This window comes from Pseudomonadota bacterium (assembly GCA_016195085.1).
GTDB lineage: Bacteria > Pseudomonadota > Alphaproteobacteria > SHVZ01 > SHVZ01 > JACQAG01.
Genome location: JACQAG010000012.1, coordinates 75002 through 98528 on the forward strand (window position 1 = coordinate 75002; position 23527 = coordinate 98528).

Annotated in this window: 22 protein-coding genes; 15 read left to right on the forward strand and 7 right to left on the reverse strand. The window is 66.1% G+C overall.

Annotation, left to right across the window (positions count from 1 at the left end; genetic code table 11):
* The first annotated feature begins 74 nt into the window (after window positions 1-74).
* The 6 genes from HY058_03505 to HY058_03530 all read left to right on the forward strand — a co-directional run bounded on the left by HY058_03505 (window position 75) and on the right by HY058_03530 (window position 4716).
* Window positions 75-398 carry a hypothetical protein gene (locus HY058_03505; GenBank protein ID MBI3496353.1) on the forward strand — a complete coding sequence of 108 codons (324 nt, stop codon included), beginning with the start codon at window positions 75-77 and terminating at the stop codon, window positions 396-398.
* A 54-nt stretch (window positions 399-452) separates the two neighbouring features.
* Window positions 453-947, forward strand: coding sequence for a hypothetical protein (locus tag HY058_03510; protein ID MBI3496354.1), 495 nt, complete (start codon window positions 453-455; stop codon window positions 945-947).
* A 162-nt stretch (window positions 948-1109) separates the two neighbouring features.
* Window positions 1110-1769 carry a response regulator transcription factor gene (locus tag HY058_03515; GenBank protein MBI3496355.1) on the forward strand — a complete coding sequence of 220 codons (660 nt, stop codon included), beginning with the start codon at window positions 1110-1112 and terminating at the stop codon, window positions 1767-1769.
* A gap of 96 nt (window positions 1770-1865) precedes the next feature.
* Window positions 1866-2213, forward strand: coding sequence for a hypothetical protein (locus tag HY058_03520; GenBank protein MBI3496356.1), 348 nt, complete (start codon window positions 1866-1868; stop codon window positions 2211-2213).
* A gap of 90 nt (window positions 2214-2303) precedes the next feature.
* Window positions 2304-3227 carry a dihydrodipicolinate synthase family protein gene (locus HY058_03525; GenBank protein ID MBI3496357.1) on the forward strand — a complete coding sequence of 308 codons (924 nt, stop codon included), beginning with the start codon at window positions 2304-2306 and terminating at the stop codon, window positions 3225-3227.
* Between the two features lie 19 nt (window positions 3228-3246).
* A complete protein-coding gene (locus HY058_03530; protein MBI3496358.1) occupies window positions 3247-4716 on the forward strand; it encodes a M81 family metallopeptidase in 1470 nt (489 codons plus the stop codon).
* A 28-nt stretch (window positions 4717-4744) separates the two neighbouring features.
* On the opposite strand, the gene HY058_03535 is transcribed toward HY058_03530, so the two are convergent.
* The 3 genes from HY058_03535 to HY058_03545 all read right to left on the reverse strand — a co-directional run bounded on the left by HY058_03535 (window position 4745) and on the right by HY058_03545 (window position 9773).
* On the reverse strand, window positions 4745-8212 hold the full coding sequence (locus HY058_03535) for a PAS-domain containing protein (GenBank protein ID MBI3496359.1): 3468 nt from the start codon (window positions 8210-8212) through the stop codon (window positions 4745-4747).
* A gap of 129 nt (window positions 8213-8341) precedes the next feature.
* Window positions 8342-9415 carry a hypothetical protein gene (locus HY058_03540; protein ID MBI3496360.1) on the reverse strand — a complete coding sequence of 358 codons (1074 nt, stop codon included), beginning with the start codon at window positions 9413-9415 and terminating at the stop codon, window positions 8342-8344.
* A gap of 37 nt (window positions 9416-9452) precedes the next feature.
* Window positions 9453-9773, reverse strand: a complete 321-nt coding sequence (locus HY058_03545; GenBank protein ID MBI3496361.1) for a hypothetical protein — start codon at window positions 9771-9773, stop codon at window positions 9453-9455.
* Window positions 9774-10023: 250 nt separating this feature from the next.
* Between HY058_03545 and HY058_03550 the strand changes: the two genes are divergently transcribed.
* Window positions 10024-10848 carry a DUF427 domain-containing protein gene (locus HY058_03550; protein MBI3496362.1) on the forward strand — a complete coding sequence of 275 codons (825 nt, stop codon included), beginning with the start codon at window positions 10024-10026 and terminating at the stop codon, window positions 10846-10848.
* A gap of 132 nt (window positions 10849-10980) precedes the next feature.
* On the opposite strand, the gene HY058_03555 is transcribed toward HY058_03550, so the two are convergent.
* On the reverse strand, window positions 10981-12492 hold the full coding sequence (locus HY058_03555; GenBank protein MBI3496363.1) for a M81 family metallopeptidase: 1512 nt from the start codon (window positions 12490-12492) through the stop codon (window positions 10981-10983).
* Here HY058_03555 and HY058_03560 point away from each other — a divergent pair.
* The gene (locus HY058_03560; GenBank protein MBI3496364.1) at window positions 12491-13039 is read left to right on the forward strand and encodes a GNAT family N-acetyltransferase; all 549 of its coding nucleotides are present in this window, start codon (window positions 12491-12493) and stop codon (window positions 13037-13039) included. The two genes, HY058_03555 and HY058_03560, sit on opposite strands and share 2 nt — an antisense overlap.
* Window positions 13040-13052: 13 nt before the next feature.
* Here the strand turns inward: HY058_03560 and HY058_03565 are convergent, their stop codons facing one another.
* On the reverse strand, window positions 13053-13823 hold the full coding sequence (locus HY058_03565; protein MBI3496365.1) for a class II glutamine amidotransferase: 771 nt from the start codon (window positions 13821-13823) through the stop codon (window positions 13053-13055).
* A 217-nt stretch (window positions 13824-14040) separates the two neighbouring features.
* Between HY058_03565 and HY058_03570 the strand changes: the two genes are divergently transcribed.
* Together HY058_03570 and HY058_03575 are read left to right on the forward strand one after the other, a co-directional pair.
* Window positions 14041-15138, forward strand: coding sequence for a DegT/DnrJ/EryC1/StrS family aminotransferase (locus HY058_03570; GenBank protein ID MBI3496366.1), 1098 nt, complete (start codon window positions 14041-14043; stop codon window positions 15136-15138).
* Between the two features lie 23 nt (window positions 15139-15161).
* Complete coding sequence (locus tag HY058_03575; protein MBI3496367.1) at window positions 15162-15926, forward strand: SDR family oxidoreductase; 765 nt, start codon at window positions 15162-15164, stop codon at window positions 15924-15926.
* Window positions 15927-15928: 2 nt separating this feature from the next.
* Here the strand turns inward: HY058_03575 and HY058_03580 are convergent, their stop codons facing one another.
* Both HY058_03580 and HY058_03585 read right to left on the reverse strand, forming a co-directional pair.
* Window positions 15929-16627 (reverse strand): HAD hydrolase-like protein, encoded by a 699-nt coding sequence (locus tag HY058_03580; protein MBI3496368.1) that lies wholly within the window; start codon window positions 16625-16627, stop codon window positions 15929-15931.
* A 37-nt stretch (window positions 16628-16664) separates the two neighbouring features.
* Window positions 16665-17255 (reverse strand): hypothetical protein, encoded by a 591-nt coding sequence (locus tag HY058_03585; GenBank protein MBI3496369.1) that lies wholly within the window; start codon window positions 17253-17255, stop codon window positions 16665-16667.
* Between the two features lie 247 nt (window positions 17256-17502).
* Here HY058_03585 and HY058_03590 point away from each other — a divergent pair, with 247 nt between their 5' ends.
* From HY058_03590 to HY058_03610, 5 genes are all read left to right on the forward strand, one after another.
* The gene (locus HY058_03590) at window positions 17503-19101 is read left to right on the forward strand and encodes an EAL domain-containing protein (protein MBI3496370.1); all 1599 of its coding nucleotides are present in this window, start codon (window positions 17503-17505) and stop codon (window positions 19099-19101) included.
* 384 nt (window positions 19102-19485) lie between these two features.
* Window positions 19486-20010 carry an Hpt domain-containing protein gene (locus HY058_03595; GenBank protein MBI3496371.1) on the forward strand — a complete coding sequence of 175 codons (525 nt, stop codon included), beginning with the start codon at window positions 19486-19488 and terminating at the stop codon, window positions 20008-20010.
* A 192-nt stretch (window positions 20011-20202) separates the two neighbouring features.
* Window positions 20203-20454 (forward strand): hypothetical protein, encoded by a 252-nt coding sequence (locus tag HY058_03600; GenBank protein MBI3496372.1) that lies wholly within the window; start codon window positions 20203-20205, stop codon window positions 20452-20454.
* A 161-nt stretch (window positions 20455-20615) separates the two neighbouring features.
* Window positions 20616-22262: an FAD-dependent oxidoreductase gene (locus HY058_03605; GenBank protein MBI3496373.1), complete on the forward strand. Its 1647-nt coding sequence runs from the start codon at window positions 20616-20618 to the stop codon at window positions 22260-22262.
* A 1-nt stretch (window position 22263) separates the two neighbouring features.
* Window positions 22264-23469 carry an FAD-binding oxidoreductase gene (locus HY058_03610; protein ID MBI3496374.1) on the forward strand — a complete coding sequence of 402 codons (1206 nt, stop codon included), beginning with the start codon at window positions 22264-22266 and terminating at the stop codon, window positions 23467-23469.
* The last annotated feature ends 58 nt before the right edge of the window (window positions 23470-23527 follow it).

Sequence of the window (23527 nt, forward strand, 5' to 3'; positions counted from 1 at the left end):
GTAGCCTCTCGCTCGTGCGTTGGCGCTGATGCCCGAATTGATGTGGCCGGAGACTCGAACCCAAGGAGGCGATCATGCTCAAGAGCTTTTCTCATGTGGCGGTGATGTCGCTTTTAGCCCTCGGCTTCGCGCTATCGCCGTTCGGCCGTCAGGCTGAAGCAGCCAACGGACCGATGTGCGCGGCACGCCAGGAGCTGCTCCAAGCTTTCTCCGAGGGCTATGCCGAAGCGCCGACGGCGATCGGGCTGGCGTCCTCAGGTGGCGTGCTCGAGCTGCTGACGTCCGAGAACGGCTCGTGGACCGTCTTCATGACCTTGCCAAGCGGCATGTCCTGCCTCATCGCTACCGGGCAGAGCTGGACCATGAAGCGGCCGCAGCCGCAGGAATCGACGTCCTGAACCAAATCCAGCGATTCACCGGCGTTCGCCGCCACGTATTCGAGGAAATCACCGATGCATGATCCTCTCATCGCTCGCGTCAAAGCCGAGGTCGCGAAGATCCGCTATCACGACCAGGGCCATGATCCGCTGCTGACCGCATCGGACGAGCTGGATGCACTGAAGGCGACGACGGCGGCCGCAACCGAAGAGATCCTGGGGATCGCCGAAGTGGTTCTCGCCGACATCGAGCTGTTGCGGGCGCTGCCGATCCCGGCCAACGCCAAGGACCTCCTCGCCGGCATGGAGCTTCATCTCGGCCGGCTGTTCGAGACCTGCGGATTTCAGGACCTTACCGGGCAGCGCTCGACCAAGGTCGCCAAGCTGCTGCAGTCCTTGGACTCCCGGGTCGGGCGGGTACTCGACCTCTTGGACGACGTCGAAGTGCCGAACGAAATCGCCATCGAGGTGAAGGACGAGGATACAGTCGGCGAGAGCGCCTTGCTGAACGGCCCGCAGATTGCCGGCGCCGGCCTCGACCAACAGAGCATCGACTCTTTGTTCAACTGATTGAGGGCCTTGATCGCGGCATCGCGCGCCTCGATGTCGCCGTCGGCACACCAGCGTATGCACCGTGGCAGCCGGACCCGATTGGTAATATTTATTCGCCGTTAACGTTCATGGAAGAGACTCCCAATGTTACATGCAGAAGTCCTGGCGGGGGCGACGCCCATGAACATCTTGATCGCTGACGATCACGAGCTCGTAAGCGAGATGCTCAAGATGACGTTGGAGCGCGAGCCCGATACGCGCGTACACACGGTGCGGAACTTCGATGACGCGGTTCGGGCAGCCGGAACCAAGCGCGTCGGCGCCGCCCAGCCTTTCAACCTCGTGCTTCTCGACATGCGCATGCCGGGAATGAACGGGCTCTCGGGCCTGCGGCGGATGCGCGATCTCCTTGGCCAAGTGCCGGTGGCGATCATCTCCGGCATGCTGACCCCGGCCGAAGCGCGCCAGGTGATGCAGGAGGGAGCAGCCGGATTCGTGCCGAAGACGCTGCCGCTCGAGGAGCTGGTGGCGGCCATCCACAAGATGGTGGGGGGCGAAAGGTTCGTGCCGAGCTTCCTCATGGTATCGGGCAATGACAGCGCCGTCGTGGCCCGCAAGGAAGCGCCCCGGGGCCTCGCTGGTTTGACGCCGCGCGAGACCGAGGTCCTGCAGGAGCTGGTCCAGGGCTGGACCAACAAGCAGATTGCGCACAATCTGGGCGTGACCGAGGTTACGGTCAAAACGCATTTGATCGGCTTGTTTCGCAAGCTCGGCGCCAAGAATCGCGCCGATGCGGTGCGGATTGCCCTTGCCAAGATGCATACTGTCGCGGAAGCCTAGCCGGGCGCATCTCCGGCCGAGCGGGGCCCCCGCGCTCGCGCCGCCGGACCGGTCGGGCGAGCGGCGCGCTTCGTCCGCCAGCGAGGGAGCCCAGCGATGAAACGGTTGCACCATCCGCCGTCAGGGCGCCACTACGTCGCGTCGGCGGCGATCGCCGGCACCATGGTGGCTCTTTCCCTGGTCATCGGCGTGCTCGGCTACCATCACCTCAACGGCCTGCCCTGGATCGATGCCTTCCTCGACGCATCGATGATCCTGGGCGGCATGGGGCCGGTGAATCCGTTGAAAGGCGATGCCGCGAAGCTGTTCGCCGCTTGCTATGCGCTTTTCAGCGGCCTTCTGTTCATCGCCAGTACCGCGGTCCTGGTGAGTCCCTGGGTCCACCGTTTGCTGCATTGGCTGCACTCCGACGTCCCGGAATCCGAGGACGGAAGGAAGCGCTGACGGGCGCTTCCTGTGCTTTTCCCGTAGGAGCGTCGGCGTCTTTGCCTGTAGCCTCTGGCCTGCCGGACCACGAGGAGGAGCCACCGCGCCATGGCCGCACGCGCACGGTACAAGGGGGTATTCCCCGTCGCACCGACGACCTTCGACGATGCGGGCGAGCTCGATCTCGCCAGCCAAAGGCGCTGCGTCGATTTCTTGATCGATGCCGGTTCGAACGGCATGTGCATTCTCGCCAACTACTCCGAGCAGTTCGCGCTCGGCGATGATGAGCGCGAGGAGCTGACCCGCGTCATCCTCGAGCATGTGGGCGGCAGGGTGCCGGTGATCGTCACCACCACGCATTTCAGCTCCCGGATCTGCGCCGAGCGCAGCAAGCGGGCGGAGGCGGCCGGTGCGGCCATGGTCATGGTGATGCCGCCCTATCACGGCGCCACCGTTCGTGCCGGCGAAGGGGCGATCTTCGACTTCTTCCGCCGCGTGTCGGATGCGATCAAGATTCCGATCATGATCCAGGACGCGCCGGTCAGCGGCACGCCATTGTCCGCTTCCTTCCTGGCGCGCATGGCGAAGGAGATCGAGAATGTCGCTTATTTCAAGATCGAGGTTCCCGGCGCGGCAGCGAAGCTGCGCGAGATGATCCGGCTCGGCGGCGATGCCGTGGAAGGCCCGTGGGACGGCGAGGAAGCGATCACGCTCATGGCCGACCTTGATGCGGGCGCCAGCGGCACGATGCCGAGCGCGGCCTATCCCGATCTGCTTCGCCGGATCGTCGATGACTTTGCCGCCGGTCGCCGCGGGGCGGCGGTCGCTGGCTATGAGCGCCTGCTGCCCTTGATCAACTACGAGAATCGCCAATGCGGGCTGCTCGCCTGCAAGGCGCTGATGAAGGAGGGCGGCATCATCGCCTCCGAGGCCGGGCGCCACCCCTTGGCCCCGCTGCACCCGGCAACCCGGGCCGGTCTCATCGAGATCGCCAAACGCCTCGATCCCATGGTCCTCGGCTGGGGCCGCTAGCGTCGAGCCGGGGGTCGGAATGCGGATCTTCACCGCGACCTTGTCGAGCGAGACCAACACCGCCTCGCCCTTGTTGACCGGCCGCGCGCAATTCGAGGAAACCCTCTACGCGCCGCCTGGATGCCATCCCGACCATCCCACCCTCTATACCGGGCCGCTCTGGGTTCTCAGGCGCCGCGCCCGCGAGGAGGGCTGGACCCTGATCGAAGGATTGTGCGCCAACGCCACGACCGGCGGACTCGTCGTGCGCAAGGTCTATGAGGAGCTGCGCGACACCATCCTTGATCAGCTGCACAGCGCGCTGCCGCTCGACTGCATCATTCTCGGCCTGCACAGCGGCATGTCGGCGGAGGGCTATGAGGATTGCGAAGGCGACATCCTTGCCCGCGCCCGCGCCATCGTCGGCAAGGGGGTGAAGATCGGCGCCGAGCTCGATCCCCACGGAACGATCACCCAAGCCATGGTCGAGGCCGCCGATACGCTGGTCTGCTTCAAGGAATCCCCGCACACGGACTTCCTGGAGCGCGCCGAGGAGCTCGTCACCATCCTAACCGACGCCGCGCAAGGACGAACAAGGCCGGTGATGTCGCTCTTCGACTGCCGCATGATCCTTTCGTCGCCGACCAATCGCGAGCCGCTGGCCGGGTTCATTCGCCGGATCAAGGCCTTGGAAGGCAAGGACGGGGTGCTCTCGATTTCGATCGGCCACTGCTTCGGCCTCTCCGACGTGGCCGATATGGGCTACAAGATTCTCGTCGTTACCGACGAGCGCAAGGAAGCGGGCGACCGGCTGGCCGAGCTGCTCGGCCGCGAGCTCTTCGCCATGCGCAAACGCATCGGCCTCAGCTTCCTGTCGATCGACCAGGCCTTGGACGAGGCGCTGGCGACGGAAGGCGCTCCGGTGGTGATTTCCGACGGCGCCGACAACGCCGGCGCGGGGAATGCCAGCGACTCCACGTTCCTCATCAAGCGCATGCTGGCGCGCGGCATCCGCGAGGCGGCGGTCGGCCCGCTGTGGGACCCGATTGCCGTCAAGCTGTGCTTCGCCGCCGGCGAGGGCGCCCGCATGCCGCTCCGCTTCGGCGCCAAGATCGGCCCCAATTCGGGTGAGCCGGTGGATGCGCTGGTCACCGTCTCCCGGCTCGTTGCCAACGCCACGCAGAGCTTCGGCAATGCGGTCGACCCGCTCGGGGATGCGGCCGCGATCGAGTTCGATGGGATTGCCGTCGTGCTCAACTCGACCCGCACCCAGGCCTTCGGCACGGATCTGTTCAGCAATCTCGGCATCGATCCCAGGGCGCGCAGGATCGTGGTCGTGAAGTCGCACAATCACTTCAGCGCGGCATTCAGTCCGATCGCGGCCAAGGTGATCCGCTGCGCCGCGCCGGGCCCGATGCCGCTCGACTATTCCAAGGTCGATTACAAGCGCGTGCGTCGCCCGCGTTGGCCCTTGGATGCAGACCCGTTCGGCCCGGCCGCGCCGGTCTGAGGTGCGACCTGTCTTGGTAATTCGCGCGTCAGGCGATGAGCATGCGTTTGACGCAGTCGGCCAGGTGGTGCGGCTTATAGGGTTTGTGCAGCACCGCGCGCACACCCTGCGGCAAGGCCTGGTCGTCGATGTGCTCGCCCGAATAGCCCGTACATAGCAGCACCGGCAGGTCGGGCCGCACCCTGGCCACTTCGGCGGCCAGCATGGTGCCGGTCAGGACCGGCATGGTTTGGTCGGTTACCACGAGGTCCACCGTGTCGGGGTCGCGCGTCAGCCGCGCCATCGCCAGAACCGGGTCGGTGAACCGCTCGACCGCATAGCCCTCATCGGCGAGCGTCATCTCCATGAGCTTGGCAACCGATCGCTCGTCGTCGATCACCAGGATCCGGGCGCCGCGCTTTGCCGATGGCTCGGCGACGCGCCGGACCGCCGGTTTTGCCGTATCGGCTGCGGCAACCGTCATCTCGCCCGGGCCGACGGCTTCCGCCGTGCGCGCTGCCATCAGAAACAAGGAGAAGGTCGTACCCTGGCCGGGCTTGGAGCGGACATGGATCGCGCCGCCGTGGCTATCCATGATGCTTGCGACCGAGGCCAGCCCAAGCCCCGTGCCGACACCGTGCGGCTTGGTTGTGAAGAAGGTCTCGAAGATGCGCGCCATGGTACCGGCGTCCATGCCGCAGCCATCGTCGGTTACGTCGATACGTACATAGCGGCCTGCGGGCAGCAGTCCGCGCCAAAGCTGCACCGAGCCATCGCGGTCGGTGGCGAGCACGGTGCGGCTCTCCGATATGCCGCTGCCCTCGGCGCGCAGGCTCTCCGCGCGCTTGCCGTCGGTCCATATCGACTCCACCTTGAGCTCGATGCGTCCCGGCCTCCCTTCGAGCGCGTGCGCGCCATTCAGGCAGAGGTTCAGCAGGGCTTGCTCGAGGGTCACCCGATCGTGACGGGCAAGCGATGCACCCACGCCGCCCAGAATCTCCAGCTTGACCGAGGAGGGAAGCGCGATGCCGATCAGCCGCTCGGCGCCGCGCACGGTCTCGACCACGTCGCCGACCGCCCGCTCTCCCGTCCGTGCCTTGGCAAACGTCATCAGATTGGCGACGATCCTCTGGCCGCGACTGGCACCTTCGACGATGTCGTGCTGGCTCTTGCGTACGGCATCGACGGCCGCCATGACGTGCGTGATCACGCGGCGCGTCGCCGGGTCGATCGCAGGAAGCTGATCGGAGAGCGTCTCCAGCACGCCCAGCTGCTCCTGGCTGCGTGAGGCGAACCCCATCATCACCGTCAGCAGGTTGTTGAAGTCGTGGGCGACGGTGCCGACGATGGCGCCGATTGCATCGCTCTTTTGCGCCTGTAGCACTCGGTCACGGAGCGATTGCCGTTCCGCCTCCTCGCGACGACGGCCGGTGGTGTCCGAGACCCACAAGAGCGCGTTGCCGCCTCCGGCGCGCAGCACCTGGAAGTGCAGCGACCTGCCATCGGCAAGCGGCTGCTCCACGGCGCGGTCGCGACCGGATGCCAGGTCGCGGACGGTGCCGCCGGCGAGGGCGAATGGGCGGAGCACGCCTTCGAGGGTGCTGCCCCGGAGCGCCTCGGTGTCGTTGGTGTCGACCGAGCCTGCCAGGCCGGCGAGCCGCAGGAACCCATGATTCCAAAACACCGCGCCCTGCTGGTCATCGAGAATGACCAGGCCGTCCGGCATGGTATCCATCACCGCTTGCAGGATGAAGGTGCGCCGCGCCAGTGCCGCTTCGCTCAGCCGCTCGTTTTCGTCCAGGAGCCGGCGTAGCTCGTTCTCCTTGGTTCTGAGATCGGTCACGTCGATCGAAATCCGCACGATCTCGCCCTCGGCGGTGCGGTATTCGGTGCGCCTCAAGGTCCTGGCGCTGCGGTAGATCTCGTGCGGCGTGCCGTCCGCGGCGCGATGCTGCTGAACTCTCCGCTCGATGTACTGCTCCTTGGTCTCGCCGGGCCGACGCTCCCGGATCACGCCCGACTCCCATACGAGCTCGCTAAGCTCGCGGAAGGTCAACCCAGGCTCGATTCTGTCCGCCATCGGCCCGGATTCTTGCCGGAAGGACTCGTTGCAAAGCACGAGGCGATCCTCGACGTCGAAGAGTGCGAACCCGCCGTCGAGCGCCGCGATCGCCGCTTCCAGTCGGCGCTCGGCACGCCGAAGCGCCGTCACCTCGGTGATCAGCACCAGGACGCTGCCATCGGCCATGACAATGCGGCGCCAGTACATGTGCCGGCCGTCGCGCGTGCGGCCGGCCAAGCTGGCCGGTGTGGCCAAATTCGTCGCCAAGGCCTCGTTGCCCGGGAGATAGCCCAGCTGCACCATGGCGTCCCTGGCTTGCTTGCGGCTGAGCCCGACGCGAAACACCGAGAGCAGCTTTGGAAAATATGCGGTCGTCGCCGCGTTCCAGAGCTGCAGCCTGCCCTCGCGGTCGTAGAGCACGAGCGGGCCGTCGAGCGCGTCGATGGTCTCGCTCAGGCGTCGCCGTTCGGCCGCCAGCTCCAACCGGTCGCGCCGCCGCCGTCCGGCGACGCGGGCGAGCTGCGCAAACACGGCAGCGAGGATGAGCGAGAGCAGCACGAGGGCGGGAATCGCGATGCGGGATTGCCGCGTATTGGCGGCGAGCACGTCGTTGCGCGCGAACCCGACATTCACGATGAGCGGAAAATCCACCAGCCGCCGATAGCTATGGATGTGGTCGACGCCGTCGATGCTGCTGGTGATCTCGTAGGTGCCGGCCGGGTCGGGGAGGGTGAACATCGGCGTTTCGGCGAGCGAACGCTCCAGCGTGGAGGCGAGCCGCTCTCCTTCCAGTCCCGTGCGGGCACGGATGAAGCCATCTCTGCCGAGGATCGTCACGATACCGCCTGGACCGAGGTCGATCGACTGGTAGAACCGCACCAGGAAATTCGGATCCATCGAGGTGGCGACGATACCGGCGAATTGCCCATCCGGTTTGTTCAGACGGCGCGTTATCTGCAAGGCCCATTTGCCGGCAAAGCGCGTCAGCAGCGGGCGGCTGATATAGGGCTGGCCGGTATCGCGCTCGACATGGGCACGGAAATGGTCCCGGTCGGCGATGCTGACCGGTGCCGTTATCGGCCCGAGACTGCTCGCGGTGATGGATCCGTCGGCATCGGCGATGCCGAGCTGGAATGAGCTGTCCTCCGGTTTGGGCGCGTCGCCGAGCCATTGCGCCAGATTGAAGCCGGCCGGATCTTTTTCGAAGTCCCGCTGCAGGAACTGCATGCGCTGATCGATGCCGGCGATGGTCCGGATCAGCTGCTCTTCCAGGACGCGGGCGAGATTGGCCGTGTCGCGCCGAGCCTGATCGAGCGCGGCCTCGCGCTGCACCTGGAGCAGATAGAGAACGGCCGCCCACAGGCCTAGAATCAGGCAGATGCCGGCCAGGAGTATGGAGCTGCGGAGGGCACGATCGGGCTTCGCCAAAATAGATTGTGACAGTGTCGCATCCATGGCCCGCGCACCCCTGGACCCGTGTGGACGGTTGTCGCGGTAACGGCCCCGTCCGCGAGGATGCTACCGGAGATGGCGGGCCAGCGCCATGAGATGCGCCCAAATGGCCGGCCTTTCGGCGTGCCGGCTTCAGAGCGAGGGCGGTATCGGCAGGGCGATGGCCCGGCTCAACGAGCCCTTGTGGCGGTCGAAGACCTGCTGGACGCTTTGAATCGAGCCGGTTCTGACTTGGTCGCTCCAGCACTGGGTCCAGGCCACGCGGTTGGCGTATATCTGCTCCACCTCACGGCGGTTCTCGTGGACGTAGACGATGAGGAGCAGGCAGTCGAGGTAGAGCCGGTTGCCGTTGGTGACTGTCGCCTTCAACCGATCGAGATTGCGCAGGTGCTGTTGCAGCACCAGCATCTGCCGCTTCAGCGCCTGCACCAGGTTCTCGACCAGGAGCAGATTCGATGGGTCGGCGCGGACTGCGTCGTTGTGCTTCAGCGCCTCCGCCGGTTGTATCGCCTCATTGAGCGAGCGCAGCACCCGGTGCCAAAGATCGATCCGCACGCAGGCCCTGACCGCCTCCTGCTGGATCGTCGTCAGGATCAGGTCGGCGGTCAGCCGCTCCTTGGCGATCCCGCACTTGGCCAGGCGCTCCGCCAACGAGCGATATCGTGCTGGGAAATCCGACAGCTCCGCCTCGGAGAGGCCGCGAAAGCGCTGCAGGGCCTCGAGCACGACGTTCACGCTGGAGTTCGCCGACTCGGCCTGGTTGCGAGGCGGCTGCAGGAAAATGAGCACCTCATCGGGCAGGCGCTCGCCGATGGCGACGGAGGTGGTTATTCCCATCGCCAGCACGCGCGTAATGAGCGCCAGCACGCAGGCGTTGTAGGGCTCGTCGAGGCCGTACTCCTTCAACAGCGCCGTCGTGCTGCCATGCTTGATGAAATCGATACCCTTGACGCCGAAATTGTCGACCATGTTCACCCTGCCGTCGATCAGGTTGAACAGGATCTTGGTTCCGACGAGCAGGTTTTCCCGTTCCCGCAGCGCAAAGCGCCTGGTCAGCGCCAGATCGCTCAAGACCTCGCGCTCGACCTCACCGAAACTGACCGACACGCCTTCGAAGGTGAGCCCTTCGAGGCTGGCGGCGCTGTCGCGAAGCAGTGCCGCCAGCGCCTCTGCCGATGCTCTGCCGGAAAGGGAACGCCCTGTCATCGAATGGTCGAAGCGCTGGATATCACGAGAGCGGCATTCAGCTCAGCAGCGCCAGGCCGCGCAGCTCGGCCAGCATCTCGCTCATGGTGAGCGCGGCGGCGGCCCGTTGCGCCCGGCGGGCGGCGTAGCGCGTCGCATAGTCCATGCTCAAGCCCGCGGAGCGGGCGGCGGTGAATGCGGAGAACAGCACCGCCTTGAACGCGCCCAGCTCGTATTCCTTCTGACGCCGCGGCCAGTCGGCGTGCAGGCGGACCATCATGGCCGCGTCGAGCGGCGGCGTCGCCGGATCAAACAGCCGTCTGAGCGCCCAGAGCACCTCGAGCGTGCTGGGGTCGAGCGGTCGGCCATCGATGCTCATGCGGATTCTCCTGGCAAGCGCACGGCCGTAGAACCTAGGGCAAGAGTGTCTCTAACCTGCCCGACTGCAAAGCGCGCGGCAGGTGGGTGGATGGAGCATGCCGACGCCCGAGATTAGCGCATAACGAGCCCGGTCCAGTAAATAAGCTGGCCGGTCGATCCAGGCTCCCCGTACGAGCGCCGTCCGCGGAGAATGCTTGCTCCTCGGCGGCATTCCGGGTCTATCCTGGGCGTCTCATGGAGGAGCCGAGATGCGAAAGCCGCAATTCCGCGCGCGCGGGCCGCATATTCCCCCCTTGGACGGGGTCGTCCAGTACCCGTTCGAGCCGGGCTACGTCGTTTTCACCCAACCCACGGCCAAGCGGCTCCGGGTCCAAGTCGGCGACATCATGATCGCAGACACGACCCGAGCCCTCATGCTGTGGGAAACCGAGCATCTGCCGGTCTACTATTTCCCGCTGGCGGACATTCGCATGGACCTGATGACGGCGACGGGCCACGCGAGCCAGTGCCCCTACAAGGGAACGGCGCGCTACTACACCGTCGCTGCCGGCGGCAAGGCGATCGAAAACATCATGTGGCAGTACCCCGATCCGATCCCGGGCTGCCCGCCGATCGCCGACTATGGCAGCTTCTATTGGACCAAGGCCGACCACTGGTACGAGGAGGACGAGGAGGTCTTCGTGCATGCGCGCGATCCCTATCGGCGCATCGATTGCCTGGCGAGCAGCCGGCAGGTTCAAATCTACGTCCGGGGCGTGCTGGTGGCGGACTCTTCTCGCGCGGTGTTCCTCTACGAGACAGGTTTGCCCACGCGCTTCTATCTGCCGCCGGAAGACGTGCGCGCCGACATCCTGGCCGCCAGCGAGCACCGCACATCCTGTCCCTACAAGGGCCGCGCCAGCTACTGGCATGTCGTCGTCAACGGCCAGCGCCACGAGAACCTGATTTGGTTCTACGCGGAGACGCGGGCAGAGGTGGCGCCGATCAGGGGACGCCTTGCCTTCTACAATGAGAAGGTGGACCGCATCCTCCTCGATGGCGAGGAGCTGCCCCGCCCGGCTCCGGTTGCCTAGTGTGCCGGTTCCGAAGTTCGCCGGCATCGCCGGCGCACTTCGGAACCGGCACACGACATATTCAATAAGCTAGTGTCGACCTGAATCGGAAATTCGCAGTCACGAATTTCAGATTCACGACACTAGGAGCTGCTAGTCACAGGATCCCGCGTCGTAGGTCGTTTGCGCATCGAGAGGGAAGATCGGCCGCGGCACATGGCTGTAAGGGAAGCGCTGGACCTGCGTCGTCGAGAGCCCGGTGCCGTCGCAGACGATGATCCTCCCCGCGATCGGTCCGAAGGCGGCGCGGAAATGTTGCTGGGATTTGAGGGCGACGACCCGGTGCCGCGCCGGATCGATGCCGAAGGCGCGGAATTGCTGCTGATCCAGCATCTGGCTCGGCACGCTCACGACCAGGATCGAAACGCCATTCGCCTCCAGCACGGCACTCGGCCCGAAGTTGAGCTTGAGGCCGCCCACCATCGGTCCGTCGCCCGTGTAGTTGCCGTCGAATAGGCCGACAAGCGTGCCGGACAGCTTGAGCGGCGGCCCGCCAAAGGCCGGGTCGGTCTTGCCGCCCAGCAGGATTTCGACGCGCTCGCCGGGCGCATGCCGGTTGAGCTCGAGGGCGGCCTCAGGGTCGACCATCGGCCCGAAGCAAGCGCCTTCGAGCTGCGCCGTCAGCATGGCGCTGAGCAGCTCCGTCGCGTCGCCATAGGCGCCGCCGCCGGGATTGTCCGAGTATTCGGCGATGATCAGCGGACCGGCAGAGAGCGGGTGCGCTCGCGCGATCTCGATCGCCTCAGCGATGGTGAAGAAGCGGTTCAGCACGTCGTGGCGCTGATCCCACATCGCCTTGGCGATGCTCCGGGCAAATTGCCGATGCGATCCCATGTCGCCTTCCGCCGTCACCAGCACGGTCGGGCCGACCTCTGCGATATCGGCTTGGGCGAAGCCGCCATTGATGCTGACCGCGAACACGTCCGGCCGCTTCTCATAGTCTCGCGCCTTCGCTACCCACTCGATCATCGGGCCGATGTCGGTGCGGCAGCCATTCGGCTCCTCGAGCATCGGTACATGCACGCGGATGGTGCTGGGCTTGATCTCGCCGGCCATGGTCCGGTGAATGGCTTCCGCCGCCTGCCGTGCCACCTCGCGCATGTCCACATGCGGGTAAGTCTTGAACGAGACGATGACTTGCGCCAGATCGCACATACGCTCGGTGACGTTCGCATGTAGGTCGAGGGTGATCCCGATCGGCACGTCGGGGCCCAGCACTGCGCGGAGTCTCGCCAGGGTCTCGCCTTCGCCGTCTTCGCTCGCTTCCGTGACCATGGCGCCATGGAGGGCCAGCAGGACGCCGTCGATCCGCTCCTTGTTGCGGCGCGCGGTATCGACCATCACGCCGACGATGCGCTCGAAGGCCTCGGATGTCACCGGACCGGCCGGCTCGGCGAACGCGCTGATGCTGTGGATGACCGTGCTGCCGTGCCGGCGCGCCACGTCGAGGAAGCCGGCGAGGCCGGTATTCGCCTCGCCCCGCGCCGCCATGGCGCTGTTGCCGAGATACAAGGTGCGATCCACGAAGGATTGGTAGCCGGCCTTGCGCCGGCTGAAGCAATGGCTCTCATGCGAGAACTCGCCGGTGAGGATGGTGAAGGCCATGGCGACCGATCCAGCTCTTGCGCTCTTGAAGAGCGGAAGGTTAGTTCAGTCGATACAGGCAGTCGATCTGAAACGCGGGTGGGTTCGGCTCGTGCCGGCGCATTGTCAGGAGAGAGATATGCAAATCCGCTCGGCCATGCTCGATGACGCGGCCGCGGTCGGCGAGCTCATGCGGGAACTTGGATATGAGCTCACCGACGCAAAGACAGCACGCCGGCTTGAAGCTGTATTGGCGACCGGATGCGATAAGGTCTACCTCTTGGTCGAAGGCGATGATCCGCTCGGGCTGGTTGCACTCCGTCGGGCTCCGGCGCTGCATCGCGCCTTGCCGATTGCGACCATCACCGTCCTTGTCGTGCATGCTGGGGCACGGCGTCGTGGCGCCGGCCGCTGCATGATCGAACATGCGACCAAGTGGGCTCGGGAGAACGGTTGCTGCTCCGTCGGTCTCACCACGCGAATATCACGCACAGAGGCGCATGCATTCTATCGGGCCGTCGGATTCGAGAGCAAATCCGTCGGCTTTTACCGAAATCTGGACGACTAAGGCGCCTCTTGGCTCAGGCCGCGAACCTGATCGCAGTCGGCAGCGTGCCGGCCTCGGCGGCCAGTACATGGTCCGGCGGCACCTCGTTCCAATGGTGGAGATCGGCATCGAGCGGCTCGGAGACGACGGTGAGATTGCCGTGCTCGCTGCTCCAGTAGAGCGACGGCGGATTGCCCTCGGAGGCATAGCGGATCGCATAGAGACGATGGCCGTCGGAGAGGGCGGCGGTCATGCGGAAGGCTTCGGTCACCTCGGCCGCGCGCGCCGTCGCCTGCACCAGGGCCAGCGAGCGGTTGATGGCCTCCACCGGATCGCGCTCGAGCCCGTTGGCGAACAGCATCAGGAAGAACAGCTCGCTATCGGTGGTGCCCAGCCGGTGCACGAACAGCTCGTCCGGCACCAGATTCTCCAGCTTGCGCCTGAGGCGGTCATAGCCGCCGACCTGCCCGTTGTGCATGAACATCCAGCCCTTATGGCCAAAGGGATGGCAGTTGGCTCTGGAGGTGGCGGTCCCGGTCGAGGCGCGCACATGGGCGAAGAACAGCCGTGATGAGATCTGGTGCGACAGGCTGCGCAGATTGGGGTCGTTCCAGGCCGGCAGAATATCCCGGTAGATGCCGGGGATGTCGCGTTCGCCGTACCAGCCCACGCCGAAGCCGTCGCCATTGGTGGTGACATGCGTCTTGCGCGCATGCAGGCTCTGATGGATGAGCGAATTCTCCGGCTCGAAGATGAGCGTGTCCAGATAGATGGGTTGACCGCGATAGGTGAGCCAGCGGCACATGGTGCAATCCCCCCGAAGCGTCACCGAAGCCAGCAACTCTCGCAGATTCGCAGACTCGGGCAAACAAGGCGTTAAGCCGATCCACCGCTCCTGGAGCCTCGCCGGGGACGAAGATTTCGCGAGGTTCCAAGCGCCTTCTGGTGTATTCGTTGACGGCGTTGCGGCAAGGAAAAGGCACGCCGCGGAACACCCCGGACTTGTTTGCAAGTCCCTAAGAATGCTGGGAAAATCGGCGGCAATCGAAGCCGCCCGAGGGGAAACGCCTATGCTGAATCGCTTCATCGACCTCTATAGCGACACCAAGACCAAGCCGACGCGGGAAATGCGGGCGTTCATGGCGAATGCCGAGGTCGGTGACGAGCAGAAGGATGAGGACCCGACGGTGCTGAGGCTGGCCGAGAGGGTCTGCGATCTCTTGGGCAAGGAGGCGGCCGTGTTCCTGCCGTCGGGCACCATGTGCAACGAGATTGCGCTCGCGGTGCACTGTCGGCCGGGGGACGAGGTGATTTGCGATCGCACCGCCCACATCGTCACCTCCGAGGCCGGAGGGCCGGCGGCGCTTGCCGGCGTGATGATTCATTCGATCGACGGCGATCGTGGGATGTACAGCGCCGCACAGCTCGCAGAGGCGATCCGCACCGAGACCCGCTACACCCCACGCTCGCGCCTGGCCGTCGTCGAGCAAACCTCGAACTTCGGCGGCGGCTCGATCTGGCCGCTCGCCCAAATCGAGGATGTGGCTGCGGTCGCGCGCGCCCGCAATATGTCGCTCCACATGGATGGCGCCCGGCTGTTGAATGCCACCATTGCCTCAGGCGTAACGGCGCGACGTTACGCCGAACCCTTCGACACCGCATGGATCGACTTCACCAAGGGTTTGGGAGCGCCCGTGGGCGCGATGCTGGCGGGATCCAAGGATCACATCAACGAGGCCTGGCGGTTGAAACAGCGCCTGGGCGGTGCCATGCGCCAAGCCGGCATCATCGCTGCAGCCGGGCTCTATGCGCTCGATCACCACGTCGACCGCCTGAGCGAGGACCACGACAACGCCCGCCATTTCGCCTGCGGGCTGGCGGAGATCGACGGGATCGAGATCGATTCGGACCGGGTGGAGACCAACATCGTCTTCTTCGACGTCGCGGCGCTGGGTTGGCAGGCGAGCGATCTCGTGGCCGTGCTCAAGGGTGAAGGTGTGGGACTCGGTGCCTTCGGCCCTTCGCGCATCCGCGCCGTCACCCATCTCGACGTCGCCCGCGCCGATATCGACCGGGCGCTTGGCATCATTCGCGCCGTACTGGCCCGGCGCCGCAATTAGCCGTCTATTCCGGAGCGATGCCGATGCTGGAGATCTTCTCGCTCAAGGAACGAGTGGCGCTGGTGACCGGCGCATCGCACGGGCTGGGTGCCGCCATGGCGGAGGGACTCGCCCGCGCCGGCGCCCATGTCGTCATGAATGCCCGCGGCGCCGAGCGCCTCCAGACCGCCGTACGCGCCCTCAAGGATGCGGGGCTCTCCGTCAGCGCCTCGCCGTTCGATACGATGGATGCACCGGCCGCCCGGGCGGCGCTGGAACGCATCAAGGCCGAGCATGGACGCCTCGACATCCTCATCAACAACGCAGCCTATGGCGTGCCGAAGAACACCCTGGAGACGAGCGATGGGGAGTGGTCCGAGATCCTGAACGTAGCGCTCACCTCCTGCGTGCGCTTGTCGAGGCAGGCGGTGCCGATGATGGCTGAGCGCCGATGGGGGCGCATCATCATGATCTCCTCGATCAATGCCCGGATCGTGCGCGGTACCAACACCGCCTATGTCGCGGCCAAGGCCGGGCTCGAAGGACTGACCCGTGCCATGGCTTCCGAATTCGCCGAGTTCGGCATCAACGTCAATGCCATCGCTCCGGGATACATCGCCACCAACGAGGGAACGGCGCTCCGCACCAATCCGCAGCTTCGCGATTGGATCGCCGGGCGCACGGTCCTGAAGCGTTGGGGACGGGCCGCTGAGCTTGCCGGCGCGGCCGTGTTCCTGGCGAGCGAGGCGGCCTCCTACACCACCGGCCATGTGCTGACCGTCGACGGCGGCATGTCGATTGCGATCTGAGGCTAAGCCGGAGGTGCGTCGTCTCCAAGGAGCGGAAGCAGCCCGGCGATGTCCTCCAGGACGAAATCGGGACGCGGCACGGACCGGTGGAGCTCGACGCCTCGACGGTTGATCCAAGCGATCCTCAGCCCCAACGGCTTGCCGCCGACCATGTCGGTGAACTGCGACTGGCCTGCGTGCAGGATCCGATCCTTAGGCACGCCCGCATGCTCGATCAAATAGCGGAACAACGTGCCGTCGGGCTTGTAGCCCCGGGCGCGCTCTGCCGTACAGACGAGATCGAAGCTCCGGCCGAGGGGCGTCAGAGCCAGCAAATCGTCGTCGATGTTGGAGACAATCGCTAGCCGATGCCGCCGGCTCAGGGCATCCAGCGTCGCGGTCACCTCCGGATAGAGCCTGAAGCCGCCGAACGCGTCGAAATAGCGCCCGATCAGCCCGGGGCGGCCGTCGAGGCCGAAATGCGCGAACGCCTCCGACAAGGAAAGCTCGCAGATCTCCTTGTAGCTTCGATAGGGCTCCCAATAGCGCGCGATGTTGCGCTCTTCCCAGTATTCCCAGAAGGGCTTGACGTCGACCTCAGCCGCACCGCTGTCGGCGAGGATCGAGCGGAATGCCCCGTAGGAGCCTTCGCGCACGCTGATAAGCGTGCCGAAGACGTCGAAGGAAAGCAGCTGGGGAGGCGGGTGAATGCGCGAACCCATCGTGCCGTCGCCCGCAGGCGAGCCGGTCCGGCGTCGGCTAGTGAACCGTCGCCTTGGGGCCAAGCTCGATCGCTTGGCGGAACGCGCGGTTGGCCTCGGAGAGAATGATCTGCCGTGTGGTCTGGATGACGAAGGGCGCCCATTCCGTGCCGAACAGCATGGCGATCGAGCCGTACACCAGGAACAGCCCGGGCTTGGCTTGCGGTGCCGCCTCGCGCACGGCTTTCGCATAGCTCGCCAGGATCTGCACGAGCTTTCGGCGTTCGGCGTGGTTGCGGGCGCCACGGGCGAGCTTGGTCGAATTGACGGAGGCGGGAAAGTCCGAGGGGACATGCTCGAAAAACTCGGAGAGCAACGTCACCACCGCGGCATGCGGCTGGGTGCTCGCCTGCCCGGCAATGAGCCTGTCGGCTCGGTCGAGCCATTCCTCGATCGCCCCGATCGGCCGCAGGGACACGAAATCGATGGTCGCCGTCGCGAAGGTGAGCACGCGCTCATCGACCGGCGTGCCGGCAAGCACGCCGCAGAGCTTCTCGGCGTAGAACGCGCGCAGCTTGTGGAGCGCCTGAGCCTCCTCGGGCGAGAGGTCATCGACCGAGATGTCGCGCACGGCGTGGGGGGAACGCATGGTCAAAGGCTTCACGGGTCGGTCCATTCTGCTTGGGACCTTCCAACGAGAAGCGGCAAGTCCCTCTTCATGATGTTAGCGGAGGTGCGGAACCGACGCCAGCTTCGGACCTGCGGCCATCGCGCCCGCCGCCGGCTGGCGCGCGGTATTTTGCTGCGTTTCCCGGATTTTGCGGTAAGAACAAGGTGAGGAAAGCAGCGGTCGTTCGCAGCGCGGGAAGCGCCATTGCCGGAAGAGCACGCCGCCCATGGAGCCCACGCAAGCCGCATCGGTCGAACTCAGGCACGAGCGCGACCGCTTCGTGGCCTTCGCCTTCGCCGCAGCGGATCTCCTGCTCGAAGTCGGCGCCGACGGACTTGTCATATTTGCCGCCGGCGCAGCTCGTCGCCTGACCGGCCGCGCCGCCGAGGCCTTGGTCGGCACCCCGATCGAGGGGCTGCTCATTCCCCCGGACTTTCGCCTGGTCGCCGCGCTCTTGCTCAAGCTCGAGGGCGGCCAGCGGCTGGCGCCCACCAGGGTCAAGATGGCGCAAGCAACCGACGGCGCCGGCCAGGCTCTGCTCAGCGTCTTTCGCCTGCCGCAGAACAAGGTCTGCCATGTGGCACTCTGCGAATTGCCCAGCGGCAGCCAGGAGGAGCCGCGCGACGCCGCGACCGGTCTGTTGACCGCCGAGTCGTTCAATTCCCGCATGGAGGCCTATCTCGCCGCCAGCAGCGACGGCGGCATGAGCCGCAAGCTCAGCCTCGTCGAGATCCCCGGGCTCGCACGGCTAAGCGAGCCAGGCCCCGAGCTCGACCGCCTCCTGGCCGATATCGGCGCCGCCTTGCGGGTCATCGCCTCCGATAGCGGGCTTGCTGGACGGCTGAACGAGGAGCGCTTTGGGGTCGTGCAGGGCAAGTATGCCGAGGCGGGCGAGCTCGCCGACAGTCTGAAGGCCATCGCCGCCAGTGTGTCGGCGGCGATCGGGCCGGTTGCGATCGGTGTCAGCAACCTCGACCTCGCCAACCCGCCGGGTTCGGCGGCCGATCGGGTTCGCGCCGTGCGCTACGCGCTCCGGCAATTCGCCGCCTCCGGTGCTGCGGGGCTTTCCGGCACTTCGCTCTGGCAGTCGCTCGAGGAAATGACGAGTGCTGCCGCCGGTCGCATCCAGTCCGTGCGCGAGGCGGTCAAGGACGGCCAGATCAAGCTCATCTACCAGCCGGTCGTTCGTCTGGAGGACCGAAAGCTGCACCACTACGAGGCGCTGGCGCGCCGCGACGATGTCGCTTCGATCGCCGAGTTCGTGCAGTTCGCCGAGCAAGTCGACCTCATCTGCGAGATCGACATGGCGGTGGTGCAAGGGGTGCTCAGAACGCTCAGGAGCAGCGACCGGTCGGTCAAGATCGCCGCCAACCTCTCCGCCAAATCGATCGAGAACGATCGCTTCATGAGCGATCTCAGGCGGAGCCTCAAGACCATGGGCGTGCCGGCGGAGCGGCTCCTGTTCGAGGTGACGGAGACCACGGAATTTGCCGATCTCGCCAAGGCCGAATCGGTGCTGAATTCCCTGCAAGCGATGGGGCACGCGGTTTGCCTCGACGATTTCGGCGCCGGGGCTGCCTCCATGCGCTACATCCAGGCGCTCAGCGTCGATTTCGTGAAGATCGACGGCCGCTTCATCCAGGAGCGCGCGGCCGGCCCCCGTGACCGCGCCATCTTGGAGGCGATCGTGACCCTTTGCCGCAGCGTCTCGATCAAGACCATCGTCGAGATGGTGGAGACCGAAGAGCAGTCCGCGCGCGCCTCCTCCCTCGCCATCGATTTCGGCCAAGGCTACCTCTTCGGCCGTCCGGCGCCGATGCCGTAAGCCTCATCGGGGCGCCGATTTTGGCCGGTGTTAGAAGAGGATAAGAAGGGTACGACGCTTTTTTAATGCGAATATAGTTAAAATACCGATAAATCGCTTGCTAAGGCGCGGAGCCTGCACTAGCGTGCGTGGCATTGGGCGATCCGCACAAGCTTCGGTGACAAACCGAAAGGCGGGCGCCCGGTGAACGGGTAACAGATGGCAGCTGTCCCGGTGGCTTGATGCAGACGATCGACGCTATCCCCGGCCCAGTGCCCGATGGGCAACGCCGCGCCGGGCGCCCAGTCCGCCAGCGCGATCGCCGTAGGCAGAAGCCCTCTGAAGAACCTGCCAAGCGCCCTCCGGTAGAGGGTTGGTTTCCGGTTCTTCTTGGGGAGTGATGCCGTGGTCGAGTTTATCCAGCCCCCGCGCGAGCTACGTCAGAAAACCGGCAAAGGCGTGCCCGGCGCCGGGCTGCGCAGCGTGCGCACCGCCGAGGACGCCTTCAAACGCCACCAGAATCGCGTCGACTACGGGAATATCGCCGGCCCGTCCTTGGATCGCTTGAGCGAGCTCCTGAGCCGCCTCATCCTCGAGCCCGCCGACAGCGCAGCCGCGAAGCAGGCCTACGAGATCGCCCACAACCTTCGAGGCGAGGGCGGCAGCTTCGGCTATCCCGCCGTCTCGCAGGTGGCAACGCTCATGTCGCGGGTATTCGACGGGTCCGACGATCTGGACCGGCGCCAGCTCGACGTCATCCGCCTGCAGCTCGCCACCCTCAAGGCCATCGTCCGCTCCCGCGCCAAGGGCGCGCCTTCCGGAATCACCATCGAGGTCATCAGTGGCCTGGCCCAGCTGGTCGAGCGCTATGTCGACTACACGGCTCCCGGTGCCGGCGGGAACGAGATGGCGCCGGCAGGCGCGGCCTAGGGTCCGGCCAGGTGACGACGAGGTGGCGAGCGCGGGTCGTAGGGGGAGCGGTGGATCAGTCGGCTGATCGTGCATCGGGGACGGGAGCAGAAGGACCGGCCCTTGTGTTCGTGCCTGGAGGCGGGCGGAAATCTCCACCGCTTCCAGGCGCCCCGCGATCATCCCAGAGCCAATTCTAGCGACGGTAACGTCATGCGATTGAGCGACCGAGAAATCCTGCTGGGTGCGATCGAGACGGTGGTCGGCGCCGACACCGATGTCGCCCGCTATCTGGCGCGTGCCATCGAATCCGACGATCCGCTCGATCTGCTTTTGGCCCAGGCGGCCTTTGACGAGCTCGACCCGGACTACCGCCGGGCCGTGGTCGAGGAGGTCGAGCAGCGCACCGGTCCCTTGGTGAAGCCGGCTCAGAGCGAGCCGCCGCCCCGCCTGGCGGTCGCCTAGCCCCTCGAGCTGCGACCGGCTCCCGACGCCTCTCGACGCCGGTCCCTCGACGCCCGAGCGGCGTACTTGCCTTTGGATAGCGGTTTCGGCTCACATGGCTCCGGTCGCCCATGGGCTGGTCCCATGGGCTCAAAGCGCGTCGATCCCGCGAGGCATGAGCCGTGGCGCCTTATCTCGATCCAAAATCGGTTGCCGGCAAGATCCCGGTGGCGGAGATGCATGTGCCGCTCATCGTGGTGGGCGCCGGCAGCGCCGGATTGGCCGCCGCGCTCGAAGCCGCACGGGCCGGCGTCAAGACCATGCTCGTCGACGAGAACCCGGTGGCGGGCGCGCTCATGGGGCTCGACGTCCCGTTGCATTTCGGCCAGCGGATGAATGCCGCCGTCCAGAACAAAGAGCGGCTCGTCGAGCGGCTCGTCGACAGCAATCCCGGCCTGGCTGAAGCCTTCGAGCTCGGCATCGAGGTCCAGCTCGGCACCTATGCCTGGGGCGCCTTCCTCAATGGGCCGACGGTCCGCACGCTGCAAAAGCCCATGCTGGGGCTCGCCGACGAGGACCGCTCCTGGATGGTGAGCTTCGAGCATCTCATCGTTGCCGCCGGCGCCCGCGACCTCGGCCTATCCTTTGCCGGATGGGAGAAGCCGGGCGTGATGGGCGTTGCTGGTGCGATGGCTCTCATCCGGCGCTACAAGGCCTTCGACGGACGCCGGCTGGTGATCCTGGGCTCGGGCGCACCCGCCCTGGAGATGGCGCTGGCCGCCCTCGAGGGCGGGCTGACCGTCGCCGCATTGGTCGAGATCGAAGCCTCTGTGCGCGGACCGGCGGACTTACGAGAGAAGCTCGCGCGGCACGGCGTTCCCCTCATGACCCGCCATGCGATCAGCCAAGCGCGGGGTGCTACGGAGGTCGCTTCCGCCGTGCTGGTGCGTCTGGACGATGCCGGCGCGCCGATCCCCTCGAGCGAGGTCGAGATCGCCTGTGACAGCATCGTCACCGCCATCGGTCTCGTTCCCAATGTCGAGCTCCTGGACGTGCTTGGCTGCCGACTACACTTTCGCTCCGAGCTCGGCGGCTATGTGCCGGTCATCGACGACGCCGGTCGAACCACGCAAGGTTGCGTGCGCGCCATCGGCGACTGCGCCGGCGTCTTCGAGGCCAAGGTCTTGCATCCGGAGCTCGCGGTCGCCGAGGGGCGCCGCGCCGGACTTGCGGCGGCGGCGGAATTGGGCGCAGTCGGCGCGGATGCCGCGACGGCGCTCCGGCAGGCGATTCCCTCATCCGACTTCGACTCGCCCGCGGCCATTCACCCCTACTGGCAGGAGTGGCTTCGGATCGAGATCGCCGTCGGCGGCTGGGAGGTTCATGTCTGCCAGTGCGAGGATGTTAGCCGCGGCGACCTGGTCGAGCTCAGGCCGCCTTCCTACCTCAAATGGGGCTCCTCGCAGATGCGTGGGCGCACGCTCAAGACGCTCGCCCAAGACGGACCCGTCAATCAGGACCAGGTGAAGCGGCTGACCAGAGCCGGGATGGGGCCCTGCCAGGGTCGTCGCTGCCGCGAGCAGGTGCAGATGCTGCTGGCGAGCGCAACCGGAGTGCCGGTCGACCAGATTCCGTTGGCGAGCTACCGCGCGCCGATCCGGCCGTTGCCTTTGAGCGTGCTGTGGCCGCACGAGGAGACCGAGGCAATGCGCGAGCATTGGGATATCTGGTTCGGCATCCCCACACAGTTCACACCCCATTGGGAGATGGACCCGGTCTCGCCGGCGGTGCCGGGTGCCAAGCAGCCTTCGACCCCTTCGGGGAAATAGGATGGCGGAGCGCAATCCCGAAGCGGCCGCCAGCGGCAAGACCGGCGCCAGCGTCGTCATCATCGGCGGCGGTGTCACCGGTTTGAGCGCGGGATGGTGGCTGGCGCGCTCGGGCGTGGACGTGCTGGTGCTGGACAAGGGCATCGTCGGCTGGGAAGCCTCCGGCCGCAATGGCGGCGGCGCCACCCACGCCTATAGCCCGTTTTTCATGGAGGAGCAGCGGCTCTGGCCGCAAATGGACGAGCTCCTGGGCTACCCGACGGAATACCAACGCCACCGCATCCGCGTGGCGCTCGACGACGCGCAGATGGAGCGCTTCAACCGCATCGCCGCCATCGCCGACGGCCAGGGCTTCAAATGCGACTATTTGGATCGCAAGAACCTGGCGGAGCTGGTGCCGTTGGTCGGCGACAACGCCGTGGGCGGCCTCTTCTGCCACTATGGCGGCCACGCCAATCCGCAGCGCACCACCCAAGCCTATGCCTGGGCGCTCGAGGACCACGGCGGTCGCATCCTGCAGCACGCGACGGTGACCGGCATCACCGTCAAGGCCGGCAAGGTCTGCGAGGTGGTCACCGACCGGGGTCGCTTCGGCTGCGAGATCCTGGTGATCGCCGCCGGGCCGCAGACCGGTCTTCTCGCCGCCATGCTCGGTGCCGAGCTCCCGCTGGCACCGGCCAGGGTCGAGATGATCGTGACCGAGCCGGTGCCGCTCATGCGCTACGGCGGGGTCGACGGCAATGGGCTCTATGGCCGGCAGACGCTGCGCGGCAACCTCGCCTATGGCGGCGGTCCGCATGAATGGATCGAGATCGACGGCATGCAGACCCCGCCCAGGGTCACCACCTCGCTTCTCCGGCATCTCGGCCGCAGGCTTGCCGAGATGTTTCCGAAGGCCGCCCATGTCCGGATCATCCGCAGCTGGGGCGGCATCGTCGAGAACACGCCCGACGGCAGGCCGGTCATCGATCGGCTGCAGGACCCGAGCAACGCCGTGCTCGCCACCATGTCGAGCGTCGGCTTCGGCCTATCGCCGGCGACCGGACGGGTGATCATGGAGCTGGTCCGCGATGGAGGCTGCTCCTTCGCCAATCTGACCCCGATCAGCCTCGCGCGCTTCCGGGGCCTGCCCGCAGATTGGCGGGAGCGACTGGGATGGATTCCAGTCCCGATGACAATGCCCGCAGCCGCCGATGCGGCGCGCTAGAGCCGCAGCTTCGCAAGCTTCTGACCACGATCCCTCTCGTTGCCCGATGCCGAGAGCG

Excerpts from the sequence above, each read along its gene's own strand:
- HY058_03505 (MBI3496353.1), top strand. The coding sequence starts at position 75 with ATGCTCAAGAGCTTTTCTCATGTGGCGGTGATGTCGCTTTTAGCCCTC.
- HY058_03510 (MBI3496354.1), top strand. The coding sequence starts at position 453 with ATGCATGATCCTCTCATCGCTCGCGTCAAAGCCGAGGTCGCGAAGATC.
- HY058_03515 (MBI3496355.1), top strand. The coding sequence starts at position 1,110 with ATGAACATCTTGATCGCTGACGATCACGAGCTCGTAAGCGAGATGCTC.
- HY058_03520 (MBI3496356.1), top strand. The coding sequence starts at position 1,866 with ATGAAACGGTTGCACCATCCGCCGTCAGGGCGCCACTACGTCGCGTCG.
- HY058_03525 (MBI3496357.1), top strand. The coding sequence starts at position 2,304 with ATGGCCGCACGCGCACGGTACAAGGGGGTATTCCCCGTCGCACCGACG.
- HY058_03530 (MBI3496358.1), top strand. The coding sequence starts at position 3,247 with ATGCGGATCTTCACCGCGACCTTGTCGAGCGAGACCAACACCGCCTCG.
- HY058_03535 (MBI3496359.1), bottom strand. The coding sequence starts at position 8,212 with ATGGATGCGACACTGTCACAATCTATTTTGGCGAAGCCCGATCGTGCC.
- HY058_03540 (MBI3496360.1), bottom strand. The coding sequence starts at position 9,415 with ATGACAGGGCGTTCCCTTTCCGGCAGAGCATCGGCAGAGGCGCTGGCG.
- HY058_03545 (MBI3496361.1), bottom strand. The coding sequence starts at position 9,773 with ATGAGCATCGATGGCCGACCGCTCGACCCCAGCACGCTCGAGGTGCTC.
- HY058_03550 (MBI3496362.1), top strand. The coding sequence starts at position 10,024 with ATGCGAAAGCCGCAATTCCGCGCGCGCGGGCCGCATATTCCCCCCTTG.
- HY058_03560 (MBI3496364.1), top strand. The coding sequence starts at position 12,491 with ATGGCGACCGATCCAGCTCTTGCGCTCTTGAAGAGCGGAAGGTTAGTT.
- HY058_03555 (MBI3496363.1), bottom strand. The coding sequence starts at position 12,492 with ATGGCCTTCACCATCCTCACCGGCGAGTTCTCGCATGAGAGCCATTGC.
- HY058_03565 (MBI3496365.1), bottom strand. The coding sequence starts at position 13,823 with ATGTGCCGCTGGCTCACCTATCGCGGTCAACCCATCTATCTGGACACG.
- HY058_03570 (MBI3496366.1), top strand. The coding sequence starts at position 14,041 with ATGCTGGGAAAATCGGCGGCAATCGAAGCCGCCCGAGGGGAAACGCCT.
- HY058_03575 (MBI3496367.1), top strand. The coding sequence starts at position 15,162 with ATGCTGGAGATCTTCTCGCTCAAGGAACGAGTGGCGCTGGTGACCGGC.
- HY058_03580 (MBI3496368.1), bottom strand. The coding sequence starts at position 16,627 with ATGGGTTCGCGCATTCACCCGCCTCCCCAGCTGCTTTCCTTCGACGTC.
- HY058_03585 (MBI3496369.1), bottom strand. The coding sequence starts at position 17,255 with ATGCGTTCCCCCCACGCCGTGCGCGACATCTCGGTCGATGACCTCTCG.
- HY058_03590 (MBI3496370.1), top strand. The coding sequence starts at position 17,503 with ATGGAGCCCACGCAAGCCGCATCGGTCGAACTCAGGCACGAGCGCGAC.
- HY058_03600 (MBI3496372.1), top strand. The coding sequence starts at position 20,203 with ATGCGATTGAGCGACCGAGAAATCCTGCTGGGTGCGATCGAGACGGTG.
- HY058_03610 (MBI3496374.1), top strand. The coding sequence starts at position 22,264 with ATGGCGGAGCGCAATCCCGAAGCGGCCGCCAGCGGCAAGACCGGCGCC.